The sequence below is a fragment of the Mesotoga sp. UBA6090 genome (assembly GCF_002435945.1).
GTDB lineage: Bacteria > Thermotogota > Thermotogae > Petrotogales > Kosmotogaceae > Mesotoga.
In genome coordinates, this window is record NZ_DIXC01000062.1 from 1 (window position 1) to 16,706 (window position 16,706).

Annotated in this window: 18 protein-coding genes; 15 read left to right on the forward strand and 3 right to left on the reverse strand. The window is 43.6% G+C overall.

Going from position 1 to position 16,706, the window contains the following annotated elements:
* The 6 genes from B3K42_RS10135 to B3K42_RS10160 form a co-directional block, all read left to right on the forward strand.
* Nucleotides 1-1,205 (forward strand): fibronectin type III domain-containing protein (locus tag B3K42_RS10135; protein ID WP_292598600.1); only part of this gene is annotated, 1,205 nt, incomplete at its 5' end.
* Between the two features lie 12 nt (nt 1,206-1,217).
* Nucleotides 1,218-3,254, forward strand: coding sequence for an SUMF1/EgtB/PvdO family nonheme iron enzyme (locus B3K42_RS10140; protein WP_258367248.1), 2,037 nt, complete (start codon nt 1,218-1,220; stop codon nt 3,252-3,254).
* Nucleotides 3,255-3,488: 234 nt separating this feature from the next.
* On the forward strand, nt 3,489-3,995 hold the full coding sequence (locus B3K42_RS10145) for a hypothetical protein (protein WP_110990421.1): 507 nt from the start codon (nt 3,489-3,491) through the stop codon (nt 3,993-3,995).
* An 18-nt stretch (nt 3,996-4,013) separates the two neighbouring features.
* Nucleotides 4,014-4,511: a hypothetical protein gene (locus tag B3K42_RS10150; RefSeq protein WP_110990420.1), complete on the forward strand. Its 498-nt coding sequence runs from the start codon at nt 4,014-4,016 to the stop codon at nt 4,509-4,511.
* Between the two features lie 122 nt (nt 4,512-4,633).
* A complete protein-coding gene (locus tag B3K42_RS10155; protein ID WP_146227044.1) occupies nt 4,634-4,984 on the forward strand; it encodes a hypothetical protein in 351 nt (116 codons plus the stop codon).
* Between the two features lie 218 nt (nt 4,985-5,202).
* Complete coding sequence (locus B3K42_RS10160; RefSeq protein ID WP_110990418.1) at nt 5,203-6,888, forward strand: PQQ-binding-like beta-propeller repeat protein; 1,686 nt, start codon at nt 5,203-5,205, stop codon at nt 6,886-6,888.
* 217 nt (nt 6,889-7,105) lie between these two features.
* On the opposite strand, the gene B3K42_RS10165 is transcribed toward B3K42_RS10160, so the two are convergent.
* Nucleotides 7,106-7,927 carry a hypothetical protein gene (locus tag B3K42_RS10165; RefSeq protein ID WP_110990417.1) on the reverse strand — a complete coding sequence of 274 codons (822 nt, stop codon included), beginning with the start codon at nt 7,925-7,927 and terminating at the stop codon, nt 7,106-7,108.
* 230 nt (nt 7,928-8,157) lie between these two features.
* On the opposite strand from B3K42_RS10165, the gene B3K42_RS10170 reads away from it, so the two are divergent.
* The 6 genes from B3K42_RS10170 to B3K42_RS10195 all read left to right on the forward strand — a co-directional run bounded on the left by B3K42_RS10170 (nt 8,158) and on the right by B3K42_RS10195 (nt 12,259).
* Nucleotides 8,158-8,937 (forward strand): thermonuclease family protein, encoded by a 780-nt coding sequence (locus tag B3K42_RS10170; protein ID WP_181419067.1) that lies wholly within the window; start codon nt 8,158-8,160, stop codon nt 8,935-8,937.
* A gap of 38 nt (nt 8,938-8,975) precedes the next feature.
* Entirely contained in the window at nt 8,976-9,494 is a 519-nt protein-coding gene (locus B3K42_RS10175) for a DUF4352 domain-containing protein (RefSeq protein WP_110990415.1), read from the forward strand.
* 26 nt (nt 9,495-9,520) lie between these two features.
* Nucleotides 9,521-10,627: a hypothetical protein gene (locus B3K42_RS10180; RefSeq protein ID WP_110990414.1), complete on the forward strand. Its 1,107-nt coding sequence runs from the start codon at nt 9,521-9,523 to the stop codon at nt 10,625-10,627.
* Between the two features lie 60 nt (nt 10,628-10,687).
* Nucleotides 10,688-10,897 (forward strand): hypothetical protein, encoded by a 210-nt coding sequence (locus tag B3K42_RS10185; protein ID WP_110990413.1) that lies wholly within the window; start codon nt 10,688-10,690, stop codon nt 10,895-10,897.
* Nucleotides 10,898-10,959: 62 nt separating this feature from the next.
* On the forward strand, nt 10,960-11,628 hold the full coding sequence (locus tag B3K42_RS10190) for a hypothetical protein (protein WP_110990412.1): 669 nt from the start codon (nt 10,960-10,962) through the stop codon (nt 11,626-11,628).
* 121 nt (nt 11,629-11,749) lie between these two features.
* Nucleotides 11,750-12,259, forward strand: a complete 510-nt coding sequence (locus B3K42_RS10195; RefSeq protein WP_110990411.1) for a hypothetical protein — start codon at nt 11,750-11,752, stop codon at nt 12,257-12,259.
* 77 nt (nt 12,260-12,336) lie between these two features.
* On the opposite strand, the gene B3K42_RS10200 is transcribed toward B3K42_RS10195, so the two are convergent.
* Nucleotides 12,337-12,873, reverse strand: coding sequence for a hypothetical protein (locus B3K42_RS10200; RefSeq protein WP_146227043.1), 537 nt, complete (start codon nt 12,871-12,873; stop codon nt 12,337-12,339).
* A 277-nt stretch (nt 12,874-13,150) separates the two neighbouring features.
* Here B3K42_RS10200 and B3K42_RS10205 point away from each other — a divergent pair, with 277 nt between their 5' ends.
* From B3K42_RS10205 to B3K42_RS10215, 3 genes are all read left to right on the forward strand, one after another.
* On the forward strand, nt 13,151-13,885 hold the full coding sequence (locus B3K42_RS10205; protein ID WP_110990409.1) for a DUF6577 family protein: 735 nt from the start codon (nt 13,151-13,153) through the stop codon (nt 13,883-13,885).
* Nucleotides 13,882-14,931, forward strand: a complete 1,050-nt coding sequence (locus B3K42_RS10210) for a nucleotidyl transferase AbiEii/AbiGii toxin family protein (RefSeq protein ID WP_110990408.1) — start codon at nt 13,882-13,884, stop codon at nt 14,929-14,931. Before B3K42_RS10205 ends, B3K42_RS10210 begins: the two co-directional genes overlap by 4 nt.
* A 162-nt stretch (nt 14,932-15,093) precedes the next feature.
* Nucleotides 15,094-15,219, forward strand: a complete 126-nt coding sequence (locus tag B3K42_RS10215; protein ID WP_258367246.1) for a hypothetical protein — start codon at nt 15,094-15,096, stop codon at nt 15,217-15,219.
* Nucleotides 15,220-15,303: 84 nt separating this feature from the next.
* Here B3K42_RS10215 and rsgA read toward each other — a convergent pair whose 3' ends face one another.
* Nucleotides 15,304-16,197, reverse strand: coding sequence for a ribosome small subunit-dependent GTPase A (rsgA, locus tag B3K42_RS10220; RefSeq protein WP_110990407.1), 894 nt, complete (start codon nt 16,195-16,197; stop codon nt 15,304-15,306).
* Between the last annotated feature and the right edge of the window lie 509 nt (nt 16,198-16,706).

Sequence of the window (16,706 nt, forward strand, 5' to 3'; positions counted from 1 at the left end):
ATAAATCACAGATAGGTGAGGAGCAAGTGAAACTCAGCTGGGACAGAAGCACAGATGCAGACGGAGACGCCGTGCAATACCAGGTTTACTTCGGAGAAGGTAAACTGACACTCGTGAGTACACAGAGCGGCACTCAATATACTCCGACAGGAATAGATAGGGGAAAGGAATACACCTGGAAAGTAGTAGCCATAGATTCACTGGGAGCGAAGAGTGAAAGTCCTGTTTACACGTTCAAAACCAAGCCGAACAGTTCTCCGACAGTACCAAAGCTAACCTTCCCAACAGATAAATCACAGATAGGTGAGGAGCAGGTGAAACTCAGCTGGGACAGAAGCACAGATGCAGACGGAGACGCCGTGCAATACCAGGTTTACTTCGGAGAGGGTAAACTGACACTCCTGAGTACACAGAGCGGCACTCAATACACTCCGACAGGAATAGATAGGGGAAAGGAATACACCTGGAAAGTAGTGGCCATAGACTCGCTGGGAGCGAAGAGCGAGAGTCCTGTCTACACATTCAAAACGATACTTAACAGACCACCTGAAAAGCCAAATCTTACAGCCCCTTACAACAAAACAACGGTAGATTATAAGACGGTTACCCTCATCTGGAATTGCAACGATCCCGACAAAGACACCCTGGAATACGAACTCCAGTACTGGAAAAAGGGGAGCATTGCGAAGAAATCAACCACAACGACAACGCAGTACACAATAAGAAATTTGCAACCGGCCAGCACATACGAATGGAAAGTGATAGCCACAGACACATACGGAGCGAAAACGGAAAGCAATATCCAGGCCTTCAATACCGTTGAAAACAGATCGCCCAGCAGACCTGGAATAATAAGCCCCTCAAATGAAGAAAAGAACGTTGACCCCAAAGAAGTGAAACTGAGATGGAACTGCAGCGATCCAGATGGAGACCCGTTGAAATATGACGTCTACTTCGGTACCTCCAGGGATAAGTTGAACCTAATAAAATCGAACATAACAGCGAATGAAGCAGATCCGGGAACTCTAAAAGAAGAGACTACTTACTACTGGAAAGTAACAGCGAATGACGGGAATGACAACACCGTAGAAAGTGAAATCTGGGAGTTCAAGACGAAGCCGAAAGTAGATCCAGTTCTCTTGATTGCGTTGGGTGTAGGAGCAGTAGGAATAATTATCTTCGCGATATGGTATCTGGGGATATAAGGAGTGAGGGCGATGAGAATTAAGAGGACAATGATAATATTGATTGCGTTAGTGATAATAATTCTTATAAGTGCTTGCCCTATGATAAACAGACCTCCCAGAGAGCCGAAACTGGTTTTTCCTACTAATGGATCCGAAGTGCAGAGTATCCCATTGATACTTCAGTGGAGCTGTGAAGAGCCGGACGGTGACTACCCAATTAGTTACGACATCTATCTAGGGAAAAACGCGAATCCTTCCACTATAATACAGAGCAAATTCAAGTCTAGCGGCTCTACAATAAGCTACACGGTGAACTCACTGGAGAGTGGAGAGACATACTATTGGAGAGTAATAGCATACGACAATAAGGGAAGTTCTAGAAACGGTGCTGTATGGAGCTTCAAGACAAAAGAAAACAGGAACCCTGCGGAACCACACAATCCAGGTCCTGCAAACAACGCGACGAACCAGCCCTTAACACTTACACTATCCTGGGGATGCAGTGATCCAGATGGAGACTCTCTAACATACGATGTTTACTATGGAACTAGCAGCAACCCGACAGTGAAGGTATCCTCTGGCCAGAGTGGGAAGACTCTGAGCAGAAGCAACCTTTCACAAAATACAGCTTACTACTGGAAAGTGGTAGCTAAGGACAACAAAGGTGGAGTGACTGAAGGACCTGTGTGGAAGTTCACTACAAAAGGAAACAGTAACCCAGTACAACCATCTAGTCCAAGCCCTGCAAACAACGCTACTAACCAGCCCTTAACACTTACATTGTCCTGGGAATGCAGTGATCCAGACGGAGACTCTCTAACATACGATGTTTACTTTGGAACTAGCAGCAACCCGACAGTGAAGGTATCCTCTGGCCAGAGTGGAAAGACTCTGAGCAGAAGCAACCTTTCACACAATACAACCTACTACTGGAAAGTAGTGGCTAAGGACAACAAAGGTGGAGTGACTGAAGGACCTGTGTGGAGGTTCACAACACAGAGCAACAGATCACCTAATGTACCATCCAATCCAAGCCCTGCAAACAACGCTACTAACCAGCCTGTGACACTTACATTGTCCTGGGAATGCAGTGACCCTGAGGGAGATCCACTGACCTACGACATCTATTTCAGCACAAACAGCAACCCGGCGACAAAAGTATCCTCTGGCCAGAGTGGAAAGACTCTGAGCAGAAGCAACCTTTCATACAATACAGCTTACTACTGGAAAGTGGTAGCTAAGGACAACAAAGGTGGAGTGACTGAAGGACCTGTGTGGAGGTTCACAACATTAGCAGTTCCAGAAATGGTCCTTGTCGAGGGTGGCACGTTTATGATGGGAGATGAATTTGGGGATCTAGGGTTCCACTGCAGACCAGTTCACGAGGTAACTCTCGCATACGACTTCGAGATAGGAAAGTACGAAGTAACGTTTGACCAGTATGACACTTTCTGTGAGGCTACGGGCAGGAGCAAACCCGGCGATAGCGGGTGGGGAAGGGGACGGAGACCTGTAATCTACGTGAGCTGGTGGGAAGCAATAGCCTACTGCAACTGGTTGAGCCAAAAAGAAGGTCTTCCCGTTGCATATAGACTAGAGGGAGAAGTCAACGAAGGACAATTACTTGATTCAAGCGGCAATTTGACAACAGATATAACTAAGGTAGTTGGGTACCGTCTGCCGACAGAGGCCGAATGGGAATACGCGGCTCGTGGTGGTAACAATAGCAAGGGATACAAGTATTCTGGTAGTGATAATGTTGGTGACGTCGCCTGGTACACTTCAAACTCGGGGAGCAAGACACAAGAAGTGGGGAAGAAGGCGCCTAACGAGTTGGGGATCTACGATATGTCTGGAAACGTATGGGAATTGTGCAGTGACAGGTATGAAAACTACTCAAGTTCAGCGCAGACAAATCCCTACAATTACAGCGGTTCGGGCCGGGTGTTTCGTGGTGGTGGCTGGGGCAGCGACGTGGTGGGCACACGTTTGGTTTTCCGTGCCGGTATCGACCGCACTGGCGCGGACAACGAGATGGGGTTCCGGATTGCAAGGACGGTGCCTTAGGTTCTATGTTCTTCAGGACAATAATGCCATTTGATTTGCGAGGCGTTCTATATTGTGACATCTTTGGGGAAACTGGAACGAGTATAGGGAGGACAACTGTGAGAAGAGTCTTGTTTCTGCTGCTTCTGTTTACTTCAACTCTCTGTATTGCATTGACGCTTATTATTGTCGAATTCGCGGGAGCAACCGTTACTTGCTACTAATAATCTGGATCGAAGAACAGGAGGAGATCTGATGGAGGATATTTGTGAGTGGGCTAGAGTACTTATTGCATCTGCTATAGGCGGTTTGTTTCCACTCTTAGGTGTAGTATTAACTGTGAAGAGCGAACGAAAAAGGATTGTATTTCAATCCCTATATGCAGATAAGCAAATACTCTACTCCAAGATTGTAGAAAGACTTATGCAAATAAAAGAAATCCTATTTTCGACCAGCAGTAGAAGAAAGAGTTGTTATGAAGAAGAGCTTCCTGACTATCTGAAAGAACTAAAGACCCATTTAATAAAGTTAGAACTAATTGCTCCTAAAGAGATAATCACTTACACTAGACTTTTCATAAAATCAATTGATGAGCGAACTAGCCCTATAGTGCTAGGATTCTCCGAGGAGGAAAGAACTGAACAAAGAAAAAAGCGCAGAAATGAACTACAAACTCTAGATGAAAACCTAAAAATGCAATGCGAAAAACTTGCAGAGCTCTTAAGAAAGGATCTTGGAGCGTCAAACAAAGTAGGACTTTGAATCATAGGAGGTGAAGAGGTGAGAAGAGCAATCTTAATTGTTGTTGCTCTTGTAGTCATATCTGTGAATGCGGATGCTCTCATATATGCAACTACCGAACACGGCGAGAAGGTAGTTTTGTACGAAGATGGAACTTGGGAGCTGCTAGGAACCGAAATGCTAAGCGCCAAAGAAGCTCCTATCAAGGTTCTGAAAGCAGAACTTGAAGACGAATTTACTGTGAGTGTCAAAGTCAAGAATGTTTCGTACAAAACTATCAAAGCCTATCGGATGCGGTTTATTATGTTTGATGATTTTGGTACAGAATTGTGGTTACCTTATTCTTCGTACATCAGTCAGAGCTTGAAAAACTTCGTTCGAAACGTTGAATATACTCACAAATGGGAACTCGATGTCAGACAGGCAACGAGTTTCTATGCATACCCGATAGAGGTGGTCTTCGAAGACGGGACAAAGTGGCTACTCTCGTCAACAGAAGAAGAGAAAATCAAACAGAGTATAGATGCAATTCGTTGATATGCACTCATAACATCGATTTCTTCGAAACTGATACCAAAAAGCACGCTAAAGGAGGTAGTTTTATTGTTGACTTCAGACGGGTTGAACCAATCTTCTGTGATTCTTGCGGGAAGAATCTTATGGAAGGCGTATCAGACTACTCGGCGCTGGTCGCTTGGAAGACAAGTGAAGATGGGACGGTAGTCGAAGATGTCTACTTTGCTTGCAAGGGCGATGAATGTGATCGTAAGATGAGTTCTGTTTATGGGCCTACAAGCTGGGAAGATGTCTCTGATCTCGCTATTCCGGCAGTATTCATCGACTGGATGTTGTCTATCATGACCAAACTTCATGATGGGCATACTTATTCAGACAAAGCATTTGAAAAGATTATTCTTCTTGCTGCAAACTTGTCGAACGTAGTAACTCGTGAGATGACAGAAGCGGAGGAGAAGAGGTTTAGGAATCTTCAGGAGATCAACAATTACTAGTAAGATCGGATCCAAATAGATAACCGAAGAAAGAAATATACAATAGAAAAAAGACCCCAATACATTCAGAATGTTCCTCTGTGCGGAAAGGCTTCTGTTGAATTCTATCCTCCTCAATAGAATTATTGCGGTGCTATAATATTTAGAGAATCAAATATGCAATAAGCTTCTCGCCTTCTTCTAGTCGACATTAAATTGACTGCTTGGGTGGTGGAAATATGAGAAAATTTGCATTTATCCTTTTAGTTATGACGTTCTTCTTACTGTTCACTTCATCTTGCATTCTGCCCAATATTCGTCCGTTAGTGGCCAAATCCGGGGGGTTGGAAGGAATCACAGGTCTTCCAAACAACACATTCACTTGGATAGGAACGGACACCGATGGCACTATCATAAAGTACGAATTTAGGAAGGATGGAGGAATATGGGAGAGTTACGGCCTTGCCAACACTTATACTTGGAGCGGTTATTCAGAAGGGAGCCATACTTTTGAAGTGAAAGCCCAAGATAATATGGGGGCATACTCAAATACTGTTATATGGACTTTCGTCTACAGTACTCTTAATCAACCTCCCGTAGTGACTAAACTTGGGGGGTCTGAAGGTACTATTGATAATTCAAATAACAGCTTCTCTTGGAGCGGGACCGACGATAGTGGTATTTCGAAATACGAATATCGGAAAGATGGAGGAGGATGGGTTAATTACGGATTGACTACAAGCTACACTTGGTCCGGTTATTCAAAGGGAAATCATACCTTTGAAGTTAGAGCTCAGGACAATGAAGGTCTGTACTCTGCAGTTGTTTTCTGGGCGTTTTTCTATGAACCCCCGATGCCAACACCAGGAACACTTTTGTGGAAGTATAAGACTGATGGGTGGATATTTTCAAATCCCGCTATTGGTAATGGTGGAACCGTTTATTTCGGTTCTGATGACGGTTATTTGTATGCTGTTGACTCATCAGGTGTTCTAAAATGGAAGCACAACATTGGAGGTGCCGTTCGTTCTAGCCCGTCAATTAGTTCTAGCGGGATCATATATCTTGGTAATACAAATGGCTATTTGTTTGCAATTGATAATACAGGAGCAGAGCTTTGGAAGTTTTTTGTCGGAGGCAGCATATACTCCAGTCCAGCAATAGGTGAGGATGGTTCAATATATGTAACCAGTTCAGGTGGCACCACTTCAAACGGTTATGTATTTGCCTTAAATTCAGACGGGACCAAGAGATGGTCTAGAGGTCCCTTTGGAATTTCTGAGTCTAGCCCTGCTATTGGTGCTGATTCGTCTATTCACTTTGGGGCTTATGATAAAGTGTATGCTCTAAATCCCAGTGGAACGACAAAGTGGAGCTTCACAGTGGGGTACATCTTTTCTCACTGGGTTGATTCTAGCCCCGCTATAAGCTCTTCAGGAAGAATTTATGTTGGTGCAGATCACGGTTATTTCTATTGTCTCTCTGGTTCTTCTGGTACAAAGCTGTGGGAAAATCACGTGGGAGGATATCTTGATTCTAGTCCAGTAATTGATTGCGATGATAACATCTACTTTGGTTCCGGAGATGAACGTCTTTACTGTTTGAATCCTTCAGGTTCCGTGAAGTGGAGCTTCAATACTTACGATTCGATTGAGTCAACTCCCGCCCTGGGTTCAGATGGGACAATTATCTTCGGCTGTCACGACGGCCGCGTCTATGCCTTAAACAGCGATGGTAGCCTGAAGTGGGATTACGTTACTGGAGGAAGAGTTTATTCTAGTCCTGCTATTGGAGATGATGGGACCATCTATATAGGAAGCAACGACGGATATCTGTATGCCATAAGTGATGACAACGGCGGGCTGATGAATGCAGCTACCTGGCCGAAGTTTCAGAAGGATAATTCCAATTCTGGAAGAAAATGAGTTCTTTTCCTCTGCTTAGAAAAACAATTCAGAGCGATGCAATTGACTCCAAAAAGAATTAGCTGGCCTTCTCTCGATTTGTTTATCGTCGATAGTAGCGCAATACTCTTTTATGAAATTCAACTAGTTATATAAGCTTTTGAACGCTTGTCCAGTAATTATTCGCTTTTCTACTCCTGCAGATTGTTGTTTTCTTAGTCTTAACAAATAAGAGAAATTACTTAATGGTTATTATTATTCCACTTTCACTTTTTTCGACCAATGGAATCTCAAAAACGGGCGATACGTACATACCTAGACTTTGAGAAGCATAAGAACCAAACACGACGTTGTCTGCAGAAAAGCGCACCTTCAATGTACCGGTCGACTCGATATTAGGTGTTCGTTCCGTTATTGAAAAAGATATAAAATCATCTTCGTATGATTGCGAAAAGATCTTCTTGTAATAATAAGAGTCAGATATTGGTTCTCCATATTCATCAAATGCTTTCCAGATGATTTGGGAACCTGAAACAGTGAACTCATCAGCAAGTCGAGTAACTTTGGCAGAGAAATCATATATCGTATCCTTCTTCACTTGTTCGGGAAAAAGAATGGTGTGCCAGAGAACTTCCTGCAAAACCACAACTGCTTCTGAAAATTGGTTCTCGAAAACTTGCACAGCGTCAGATATTCCGCCGGCAAATATAATTCCATCACTAGTTACTCCAACAGTCTGCAGGAAAGGATCTTTTCCAGTAGCTAAAACTGCCACCCTGTAGTTACCCACTCCAATGTCGATCTCTACACTCTTAGTTTCACCGGGATTCCCTTCTATTGACACTGTTTTTGGTGCTACGGAAGGATTATCAATATCCCCAATAAAAATTGAAAACCCAGTTGTCCCTTCAGGTATTACATTAGTTTTATAGCTGTCACTATCAGGAAAAGTGACAGTAAGCGCGATAATTCCCATTGGTTCTTCATAAGAAACACAAGAGGTAATAAGTACAAGGATAACGAAGACAGAAGATAAGAAAAACTTGATTTGAGCTTTCATAAGAGCCCCCCTTTTTCTGATTTAAAACCCGAATTTCACTTTTTATCAAAACAAAGAAGATGTTAAAAGTACTAATAAGTGTAGCTATTCATTAATATGATAAGCAAATACTTTTGAAAAACAAAATAGAACAGAAGAGCGCCTTTTGATGAATCTCAGGGGGCTAAGATCAGTGTTGTTTTGCAATGAACGTAACAAAGTATATTCTATGAATGAAAGGAGGAATAACAATGCGTAGGTTGTTTATTCTTTTATTCGTGGTTATTTGTGTGTTGGTTACTGCAATGACTCCTATTAAAGTCAATATTGAGGGTATAGAAGCCAATTATTACGAGGAATATCTGACACTCTTTAATAGTGAACTCAGTTATGATGATGTATTAATCTCCACCATTATGGACGGAGACACTTTCACAATGATCAGACACAAGTCCCTGAACTTCATAGAGCTTCTGAGACTAATTGGTGTTGATGCCCCCAATAGCAAAGGCTCTGATGAAAAACTAGAATACTTTGGAAATGAGGCCGCAGATTTTGCCCGTTCCATACTTGAAAATCGAAAGTGTGCACTTTCTTATGATCAAATTCCTATGGATACTTATGGAAGGATCCTGGGTTATGTTTGGGTTCCAGCAACTTTTAAGGGAAACGAATACAAGGTATTGTTCAACCTTCTTCTTATCACTAATGGGTACGGCCACGCCTATACAATCTACCCTTTTGAAGATAGGTATATGGAAGTTTTTATTGAAGCAGAGAGAATTGCCAGGATTGATAAGCAAGGTTTGTGGGGTAGCGAGGAGTTTGCAAATATGCCACCCGAACCTGAGTACAACCCGATTGTATATATCACAAATACTGGCACAATGTATCATCAGGCACATTATCAGCATTTGCTTCAAAGCAAGATTGCTATAAGACTTTCTGAAGTCGTTAGACGCGGATATACGCCCTGCGGCATATGTAGTCCACCTAGACTTATATTGGTAGGAAAAGAAACAAGTAACTAATGGATTCGCTGTAAAGATACAGTGAAAGGAGGAAAACAATGAAAAAAGTTATGGTATTGTTCTTGATTTTGTTGGTAACAACAGTATCACTTGCGAACCTTTACGCCGTTACAACTGAAGGTCGAGTAGTTCTTCTTAAAAACAACGGTACCTGGAAGTATGAGGACGTTCAACTTGGCAGCAAACCGGTTATGGAGATTGATAAGCCCCTAATCGCCGGGGATCTATCAATAACTCTGAAGGAGATCGCCAGAATAGACAAAGAATACGTGGTACTTGATCTCCTCGTTCAGAATAACGATTCAGAACCAAAAGCCTTTGTAGTAATGGTCCTTTATCTTCGAGACAAGCAAGGATATACTTATTCCGGTACTTTTATGTTTGATCCGCCGGCAAAGTATGATAGAACCTTCCAGGGTGATATCGCACCAAATGGTGGGATAGCAAGGGGCGCGGTGTTCTTTGAAATACCCAGAGAAACAGAAATCGTGGAATTGAGTTATGGCTTTATGGGTGAGTTATTTGCAGATATATCCAAAGTTGCTGCTGGTCTATAAACTTCAGCAGGAAGGAGCCAAGACAGATGGCCTACTACACGGACCTCTTTTCGCCAGAAACATATGAAGCTTTTTCAAAGTCGGATAGAACTATCTCTGGATTTCGAATGCGGCACAAGAATCTAGCGAGCAGAGTGAACATCGGAGATAAGCTTATATGTTATCTAACCAAGCTCTCTCGCTGGGTTGGCATACTAGAAGTGATCAGCAAACCTTTTGTTGATGATTCTCCCCGTTTCTACGAAGCAGACGACCCGTTTGCGGTGAGGTTCAAGGTCAAGCCACTGGTCTGGCTAGAAGTTGAAAAAGCCCTGCCAATACACAAGCCTGAGATATGGAATGGTCTGTCTTTTACTAGAGACCTTCCGCCGAACTCCAACGCCTGGACCGGGAAGGTCAGGGGCAGTCTTGTTAGACTGGATGACGAAGACGGCGAATTCCTGGAAACTACGCTATTCAAGCAGGAACACTCCGGGAGGTTGTTCGCATACGACGTCGAAGCCTACAAGAAGTATCTATTACCTAGAGTCAGAGGTGAGAAGAAAGATATACCTGTATCCGTCCCAACGGATGAGGACTCTGAAGATACGGAAATCCTTGCAGAACAAGCAGATGTGCGCGAGTCAATCAAGATTCAAGCCTTACTGGCAGATATTGGCGCCAAGATGGGAATGAAGATATGGATTCCCAGAAATGATCGAAGCAGAGTACTTTCTGAGTCTAAGAGCGGCAACCTAGCGATTTTGGAGAGGCTACCGCTCAATTATGATGAGATTACTCTGAAAACGATAGAGCAGATTGATGTTCTCTGGTTGAAGGGAAGATCGATCAAGAGGGCTTTCGAGGTAGAGCATACCACTTCAATCTATTCCGGCATTCTCAGAATGGCCGATCTGCTGGCGCTTCAGCCGAATATGGACATTAAGCTTCACATAGTAGCACCTTTTTCCAGAAAGGATAAGGCCTTTCAAGAACTGCAAAGACCTGTTTTTTCGTTACTAGAACGTGGTCCTTTGTTTGAGACTTGCACATACCTTTCATACGAAAGCGTAAGAGAGATAGCTTCTCTTCCTCACCTCGTACATCTCTCAGACGATGTATTAGAGGACTACAGCGAGAATGCTGAGGATTAGGCATAGTAGCGGCAAAAAGGATCCCAAAAGTCTGCATTGTCACAACTCAGGAGGCAGACTATGAAGGGTTCAGATGCAAAAGCTATAGGTAGCGTCGAAATGGACCTTCAGATAATCAAAAAGAACTTGGATAGGCTAAATAAGAGATTAAACCCGGATACCGCAAGGAGTATGCTTGCTGAAATTTCCTTCACGCTATCCACATCATCGCAAATCCTTGCAGATGCTATTGAATCTCTGGATAGATTATCGAATCAGAAAGATAGATAGGTACTTCAGGTTACGGCCTGAAAGAAAGGGATTTCCCAAACCAGAAATTAGGAGGTGTATGCGTGTACTCTTTCGAGGGAGTGAAACAAATACTTGAAACATCCATCGATAGTCTTGTGGACAACTTCATAAAGGAGCCGTATATCCATCGTTGTGAGCACTCTCTTCATTGTGAACTCTATACTATGTTAACTTCCCACAGAGCTTTGCAGGGTTTGTACCCTATAGGAAACAGCCCGTATAAGGCTTCGCTCGTACACAAAGAGTGGCCAGAGCCTCTACGGAGAAAAGGAAAGCGTGGTAGAGGAAAAGTTGATCTCGCCATTTTGAATAGGGAAGACCTTATGGATCCCGTAGCAGCAAGTAGGAAGTCCGGACTGTTGCCTCAACGGGTTCGACCATTCAAAGAAATAGAGGTCTTCACTAGGGGATTTTTAATGCCGGCCTTTATTGTTGAACTTGGCCTCAATTACAAAGTCGCTACCCACCTGCGGCCGGACCACGATAAACTTCTAAACAGCGGTTACAGTAAAGGTGGTAAAGATAGGGGGGCCTATCTGGTGCATCTTTGGCAGCCACACAGGGGTATAAAAGATAAAAAAGTAGTGTGGAAGGATTTGAACGCTTTTATTAGTACATCAAACGTGGAAGTCGCGATAGTAGTGTTCACTGCTTCCCACATATGGGTCAAACACCTGTCTGACAAGGTAATCACGGAAACACCTATCTGACAACAAGATACTCCAGAAAGCGCCTATGTGAAGCTAATTAAAAAATGTTCAATGAAATCTGACCCACTTCCAGCGGAAAGATCAGCCTGAACATTTGAAAAGATAGAGGGAGGTGATCTCTATGGAAGAGTACGGAGGTTTTGGAAATGGTGAGTTCTCTGAGATTGCAAATAGCATTTTGGGCGAAATGTATCGGGAAAGTCGCTTGGAAGAAGGTCTGCTTTCGGATGAAGAAATAATGGGCACAAAAAGAATCAGAACCGGTGTGCGCAGCGAACAGATTCCGGAAATCATTAGAAGCGCAACAGGTATGACAGAGTTCAACTGCTATCCTGGTTACCCATCGAATACTTGTTATCAGACAGCATTCTTCATTTCTCTGAACTCAAAGTTGATTGCCAGGAGTAGCGGACACCTTCACTTTCGGAAGATTGTTGAACGCATTAAGGAACATATGCTACTTAAATGTGAAAGAACAACGAGGAACATAATCATAATCACCGATAGCTGGGATGCACGTATTGCAAGCAATGAGCAGACCTATATAAACAAGATAAAGAGCCAGGCTAATGTAGAGCTCTATTTCTTTGCTGTTAGCCCCGTCTTTTTCGTAACTCGAGTACCAATTTGACGACAGGACAGAAACTACCAGCAAGTAGTCCATCGGATATTTCAAACCAAAGAACAGGTACGAAGAAAGAAGAAGACTCAGTGCCAAGGTTCTTCGATAAACTTCTCCAGAAAGATTGTCATTCTTTCTTCGAGAAATCCGCAGCTTTTTAGCGGCCTAAGGAAAGGTACGAGATTATTTCCGCTAGCTTTGTGGTGCATACAGCTTTCGATAAGCAAATCCCCTTCTTGCCTAATAACACAGTAACCAAGCACATTGGAATCGTCCTGAACCATTTCAGTAATCCCTTCATTTTCTTGTTCTTCGCTTTCCGATAGCGGAATATCTAGTGTGCTACCATCCACACAGAAAACAAGACTATCCTCGAAACAACTTATTTCGAAAGGAAAAAACACGAGAAGACCATCCTCCAGAATACATTTCACTATGTCAGATGCTTTTTCAGACCAGTGACGTGGAAACTCACCATAACTAAACCCGTAAACGAGCTCATCGTATGGAGTTATCTCTCCGGCGCACTCAGAATCATCGGAGGGAATGGTAAAGGCATCCTTTATAATCTCTACAAAATGTGTTAGATCAAACTCGTCAATCTTAACGGACAATCTGTTCACCTTGTGATTCACCTTGCCTATGAGTATGGACTATCTAAAGACAGCCGTGTTAAACGAGGCCAACATCAATAGGCTTTTGTCATCTGCTTTCAGTTTTCACGTCGACGACTGCAAAACCCCTAGAGGCTTTATCTATAAGTAATTATACTTGATACCCATCTAGAACAACAAAGAACTCCCCCAGGTTGAAGGATCGTATTTCAGCAAGAAGTATATGCTATAATTACAAATAACGGCAACTATCTATAGTTATTGCCATTATTTGTGGGTGATTTCAATGGAGAAGATTAGTCGAAACCAAGTAAAAGAGTGGTTCAAAAACAATCAGTTTCTTATGCACTATCAACTGATCAATGAACTGAGTACACTTTTGCCTAATAGGAAGACAGGTACTCATTATGCAACCCTGCACCGGCTGAAGAAAGAAGGACTCATAAGAAACGTCAGAAGAGGCCTCTATGAAGCCGGAAGCAAACGGGAGTTCGAACCTGCCGTATCGAAGGAACTCTCAGGTTTGTTCAAGAAGCTTCGCAAGAGCTTCCCATACCTGGAAGACCTGTGTGTCTGGGATAGCAGATGGCTAAACGAATTCACTGTTCAGCAGGCGCTTTCTTCTATGGTGATCATAGAAACTGAGCGAGGTACAGAGGACAGCGTGTTTGAATATATCAAAGCATCGTACTCCCGGGTGTTCATTGATCCGACTCCGAAGGAGATAGACAACTACATTCTCGGATGCGAGAAGTGTTTTGTCGTAAGGTCGCTTGTAACTGAAGCCCCTGTAACGTCCTTTGATAATGTCGCCATACCGAGGTTAGAGAAAATACTTGTCGATCTTGTCTGCGAGAAGGATCTCTTCGTATCGTTTCAAGGGGAGGAGTTACGCAACATATATCACAGGGCTTTGACCGATTACGACGTGAGCCTGAGCACGCTCAGAAGATATGCTAGGCGACGCGGGAGGTTAGAAGAGATAGACAAGCTCATAGTGACCCAGGGAGAGGGCATGTGATCACAAGAAACTCTGCTACCAAAGAATGGTTGGATACAGTTATGAAATCTTACAAGAGAAATGACCCCGGAATAGTAGAGAAGACCATAATGGCCCTGACGTTGCTCGAACAGCTTTCTGTTGAAGGCCTAGACTTCATATTCAAAGGTGAAATATCTCTTATGCTTCTTCTAGATAGTCACAACAGGTTCTCACTGGACATAGACATATTGCTTCCCGATAAACCCAAGAACCTCGAAGATATATTCAACAGGATCTGTAGCAATGGGATGTTCAAAAGCTGGTCTGAGGATAAGCGCAAGACTCCCTCAAATGTCCCCAAAGTTCACTATGGTTTTGTGTGGAATTCAACTATAGATGGTACAGAAAGGACAGTTCTTCTTGATATTCTCTTCCAGGAAACTGGTAATAGAGAGTTGTTGAAGATTCCCATAAAGCACAGAGTTATCGAAACTGTTCCGCCCGAGGTGCCTGTAAAGGTCCAGAGTGTGGACTCTCTCCTGGGGGACAAGCTCACGGCCTTTGCACCCAACACAACAGGCATACCGTATGCTGTTGAAAAGGAAGTAGAAATAATAAAACAATTATTTGACCTGGGGATTCTCTTCGATGAACTGAACAACCTGAATTCTGTGCATACCTCATTTACTCAAAACTGCCTGCAGGAACTCTCTTACAGACAACTACGACTTAACGAAGAAGTAGTGCTGAACGATTGCTTTGACACAGCCCTTACGCTGGTCTATAAGGGAGCATATAAGACTGAGAATTTTTCCAGACTGATGAAAGGCATAAGAGGGTTCAAGAACTTTGTTTTCAACAGCAGCTATTCTCAGGAGGATGCTATCCGGAGCGCTGCAAAGGTTATGTATCTTGTTCAGACTATCCTTAGCGGGAAGGACAAATATGAGAAATTCGAAACCCCAGAAGTTGTAAGAGAGCTTACGATCAATGATCCAAAATGGAGCAAACTGAACAAGATAAAGAAGACAGACCCAGAGGCATTCTTCTACCTTTTCAATGCTGTGAAACTGCTTGGGGGATAAAGAAGTACCCTTAAATAGAGTATTCTGTAATGACTGCATCGGTTCCCACCCAGACTCAAAGCCTCTATTGCCGCTCTGCGGGGAGAAGCAACTCCTGCACTCGTGTACGTAACTGTGCTATAGTTTAATCAGGAGCAAATAAATTCTCATAGGAGGCTTCTAATGCTTATAACAGACGCAGGCGACGGTTATGTCTATGTTGAATTTCCAGCCTCAGAGCTTGTGGGCAAGCAGAAATCCGGGGAGTTCATGTCTTACTGTGACAGAGGCGCCCCACCAATTCCATAAGAGCTAATTGCACCGAAGCTGTGAAGCGAGGAAGCACTCTCTATTAGGTGTTTTTCATGTAAAGGCCCGGGATTACCCCGGGCATTATTCTTTTGTCTTCAGTTTAGAGTAGTTCTTCAATCTCCGACTGTCGATGATACCTTCCTCGACGGCCTTGCGAACGGCACAGCCGGGCTCGACAGTGTGAGTGCAGTCTCTGAACCTGCACTTAGCGGAAAGTTCGGCGATATCCTCAAAGGCTTCGTCAAGACCTTCCGTTGCACTAATTGCAAACTCTCTCATTCCAGGAACATCGATCAATTTTCCACCTTCTCGAAGAAAGTGAACTTGAGAAGAGGTAGTCGTGTGCTTTCCCTTATGAGTAGAATCGCTTACTTCAGCGGTCTTCACATCGCTCCTGCAAATCGCGTTCACTAGGGAAGACTTTCCGACCCCGGAACTGCCAGCAAGCACAGAGGATTTGTATTTGAGGCTCGCCTTGACTTCTTCCAGGCCTTGTCCGGTCAAAGTGCTCGTGAGAAAGACCTGGTAACCCAGTTCGCGATAGTTCTGAATATCCTTGGCTGTCTCTTCGTCGATGCCAAGGTCTGCCTTGTTGAAGACGATCGTGACATCTAGATTTAAACCCCTCGCCGCAGTGATGTATCTTTCAATCAAACTGTTGTGGTGAGGTGGATCTTTTACGGCTACAACTATGAACACCTGATCGACGTTGGCCGCGATCACCTGATCCAAATGTCTCCCTCTTTTTCCTGCACCTTTTCGAACGAGACATTTTTTCCTTGGAAGAACCTCGGTAATGACACCTCGATCTCTCTGAAGAGTTTCGAAGAAGACCCTGTCTCCTACGGTGACCACATTCTTTTCAGTTCTCTCTTTTCTCAATAGCTTATCCCTGAGAAGACAACGAAAGTAATCACCCGTCTCAGCGAGTACTTCTATTATTCGTTGCTGAACGTTAGTAACTTCACCATGCATGCTATATCTCCGACTAGACCATGCATGCTATATCTCCGACTAGTCGAATATTTAACTGGAAAACAAAGACCACGGGTTCTTACCGCCGTGGTCGAATAATCGGAAGATAATTGCCTATCAGCAATTGCATTCCAAAAGAAGCGCGGTGTAAGAACCCATGGGGTTATAGAAATCATCAAAGTTATCTACCATATACACCACCTCCTTTATAGAACAATTAATTATACTGCACAGCCGGGTCTTTTGAAAAGGCTATGATCCATAATGACGAGCTGATCCGGCATCTTGCTCCTCGTTTTTGGCCTTGACCAAGAGCGAAGAACAGATTTTCGCTGGTGAGTAGCCCAGGGGGATTTCACCCCCAGGCTCTCTCAGAACCGGACTTGAACCTCTCGATTCATCCGGCTCCCATTATCCAGCCATATAGAATATCCCCATTGTCCAGTGTACAAATAGACGAGGCTCCCTGCGAGCAATAGCTTTTAGCCATTTGCCCGCTTTTGTGAGGC

What these genes read in the sequence shown, in the direction of transcription:
- B3K42_RS10175 (WP_110990415.1), top strand. Translation starts at nt 8,976, where the DNA reads ATGAAAAAAGTTATGGTATTGTTCTTGATTTTGTTGGTAACAACAGTA.
- B3K42_RS10215 (WP_258367246.1), top strand. Translation starts at nt 15,094, where the DNA reads ATGCTTATAACAGACGCAGGCGACGGTTATGTCTATGTTGAATTTCCA.
- B3K42_RS10170 (WP_181419067.1), top strand. Translation starts at nt 8,158, where the DNA reads ATGCGTAGGTTGTTTATTCTTTTATTCGTGGTTATTTGTGTGTTGGTT.
- B3K42_RS10160 (WP_110990418.1), top strand. Translation starts at nt 5,203, where the DNA reads ATGAGAAAATTTGCATTTATCCTTTTAGTTATGACGTTCTTCTTACTG.
- B3K42_RS10205 (WP_110990409.1), top strand. Translation starts at nt 13,151, where the DNA reads ATGGAGAAGATTAGTCGAAACCAAGTAAAAGAGTGGTTCAAAAACAAT.
- B3K42_RS10140 (WP_258367248.1), top strand. Translation starts at nt 1,218, where the DNA reads ATGAGAATTAAGAGGACAATGATAATATTGATTGCGTTAGTGATAATA.
- rsgA (WP_110990407.1), bottom strand. Translation starts at nt 16,197, where the DNA reads ATGCATGGTGAAGTTACTAACGTTCAGCAACGAATAATAGAAGTACTC.
- B3K42_RS10165 (WP_110990417.1), bottom strand. Translation starts at nt 7,927, where the DNA reads ATGAAAGCTCAAATCAAGTTTTTCTTATCTTCTGTCTTCGTTATCCTT.
- B3K42_RS10195 (WP_110990411.1), top strand. Translation starts at nt 11,750, where the DNA reads ATGGAAGAGTACGGAGGTTTTGGAAATGGTGAGTTCTCTGAGATTGCA.
- B3K42_RS10180 (WP_110990414.1), top strand. Translation starts at nt 9,521, where the DNA reads ATGGCCTACTACACGGACCTCTTTTCGCCAGAAACATATGAAGCTTTT.
- B3K42_RS10155 (WP_146227044.1), top strand. Translation starts at nt 4,634, where the DNA reads ATGGAAGGCGTATCAGACTACTCGGCGCTGGTCGCTTGGAAGACAAGT.
- B3K42_RS10145 (WP_110990421.1), top strand. Translation starts at nt 3,489, where the DNA reads ATGGAGGATATTTGTGAGTGGGCTAGAGTACTTATTGCATCTGCTATA.
- B3K42_RS10185 (WP_110990413.1), top strand. Translation starts at nt 10,688, where the DNA reads ATGAAGGGTTCAGATGCAAAAGCTATAGGTAGCGTCGAAATGGACCTT.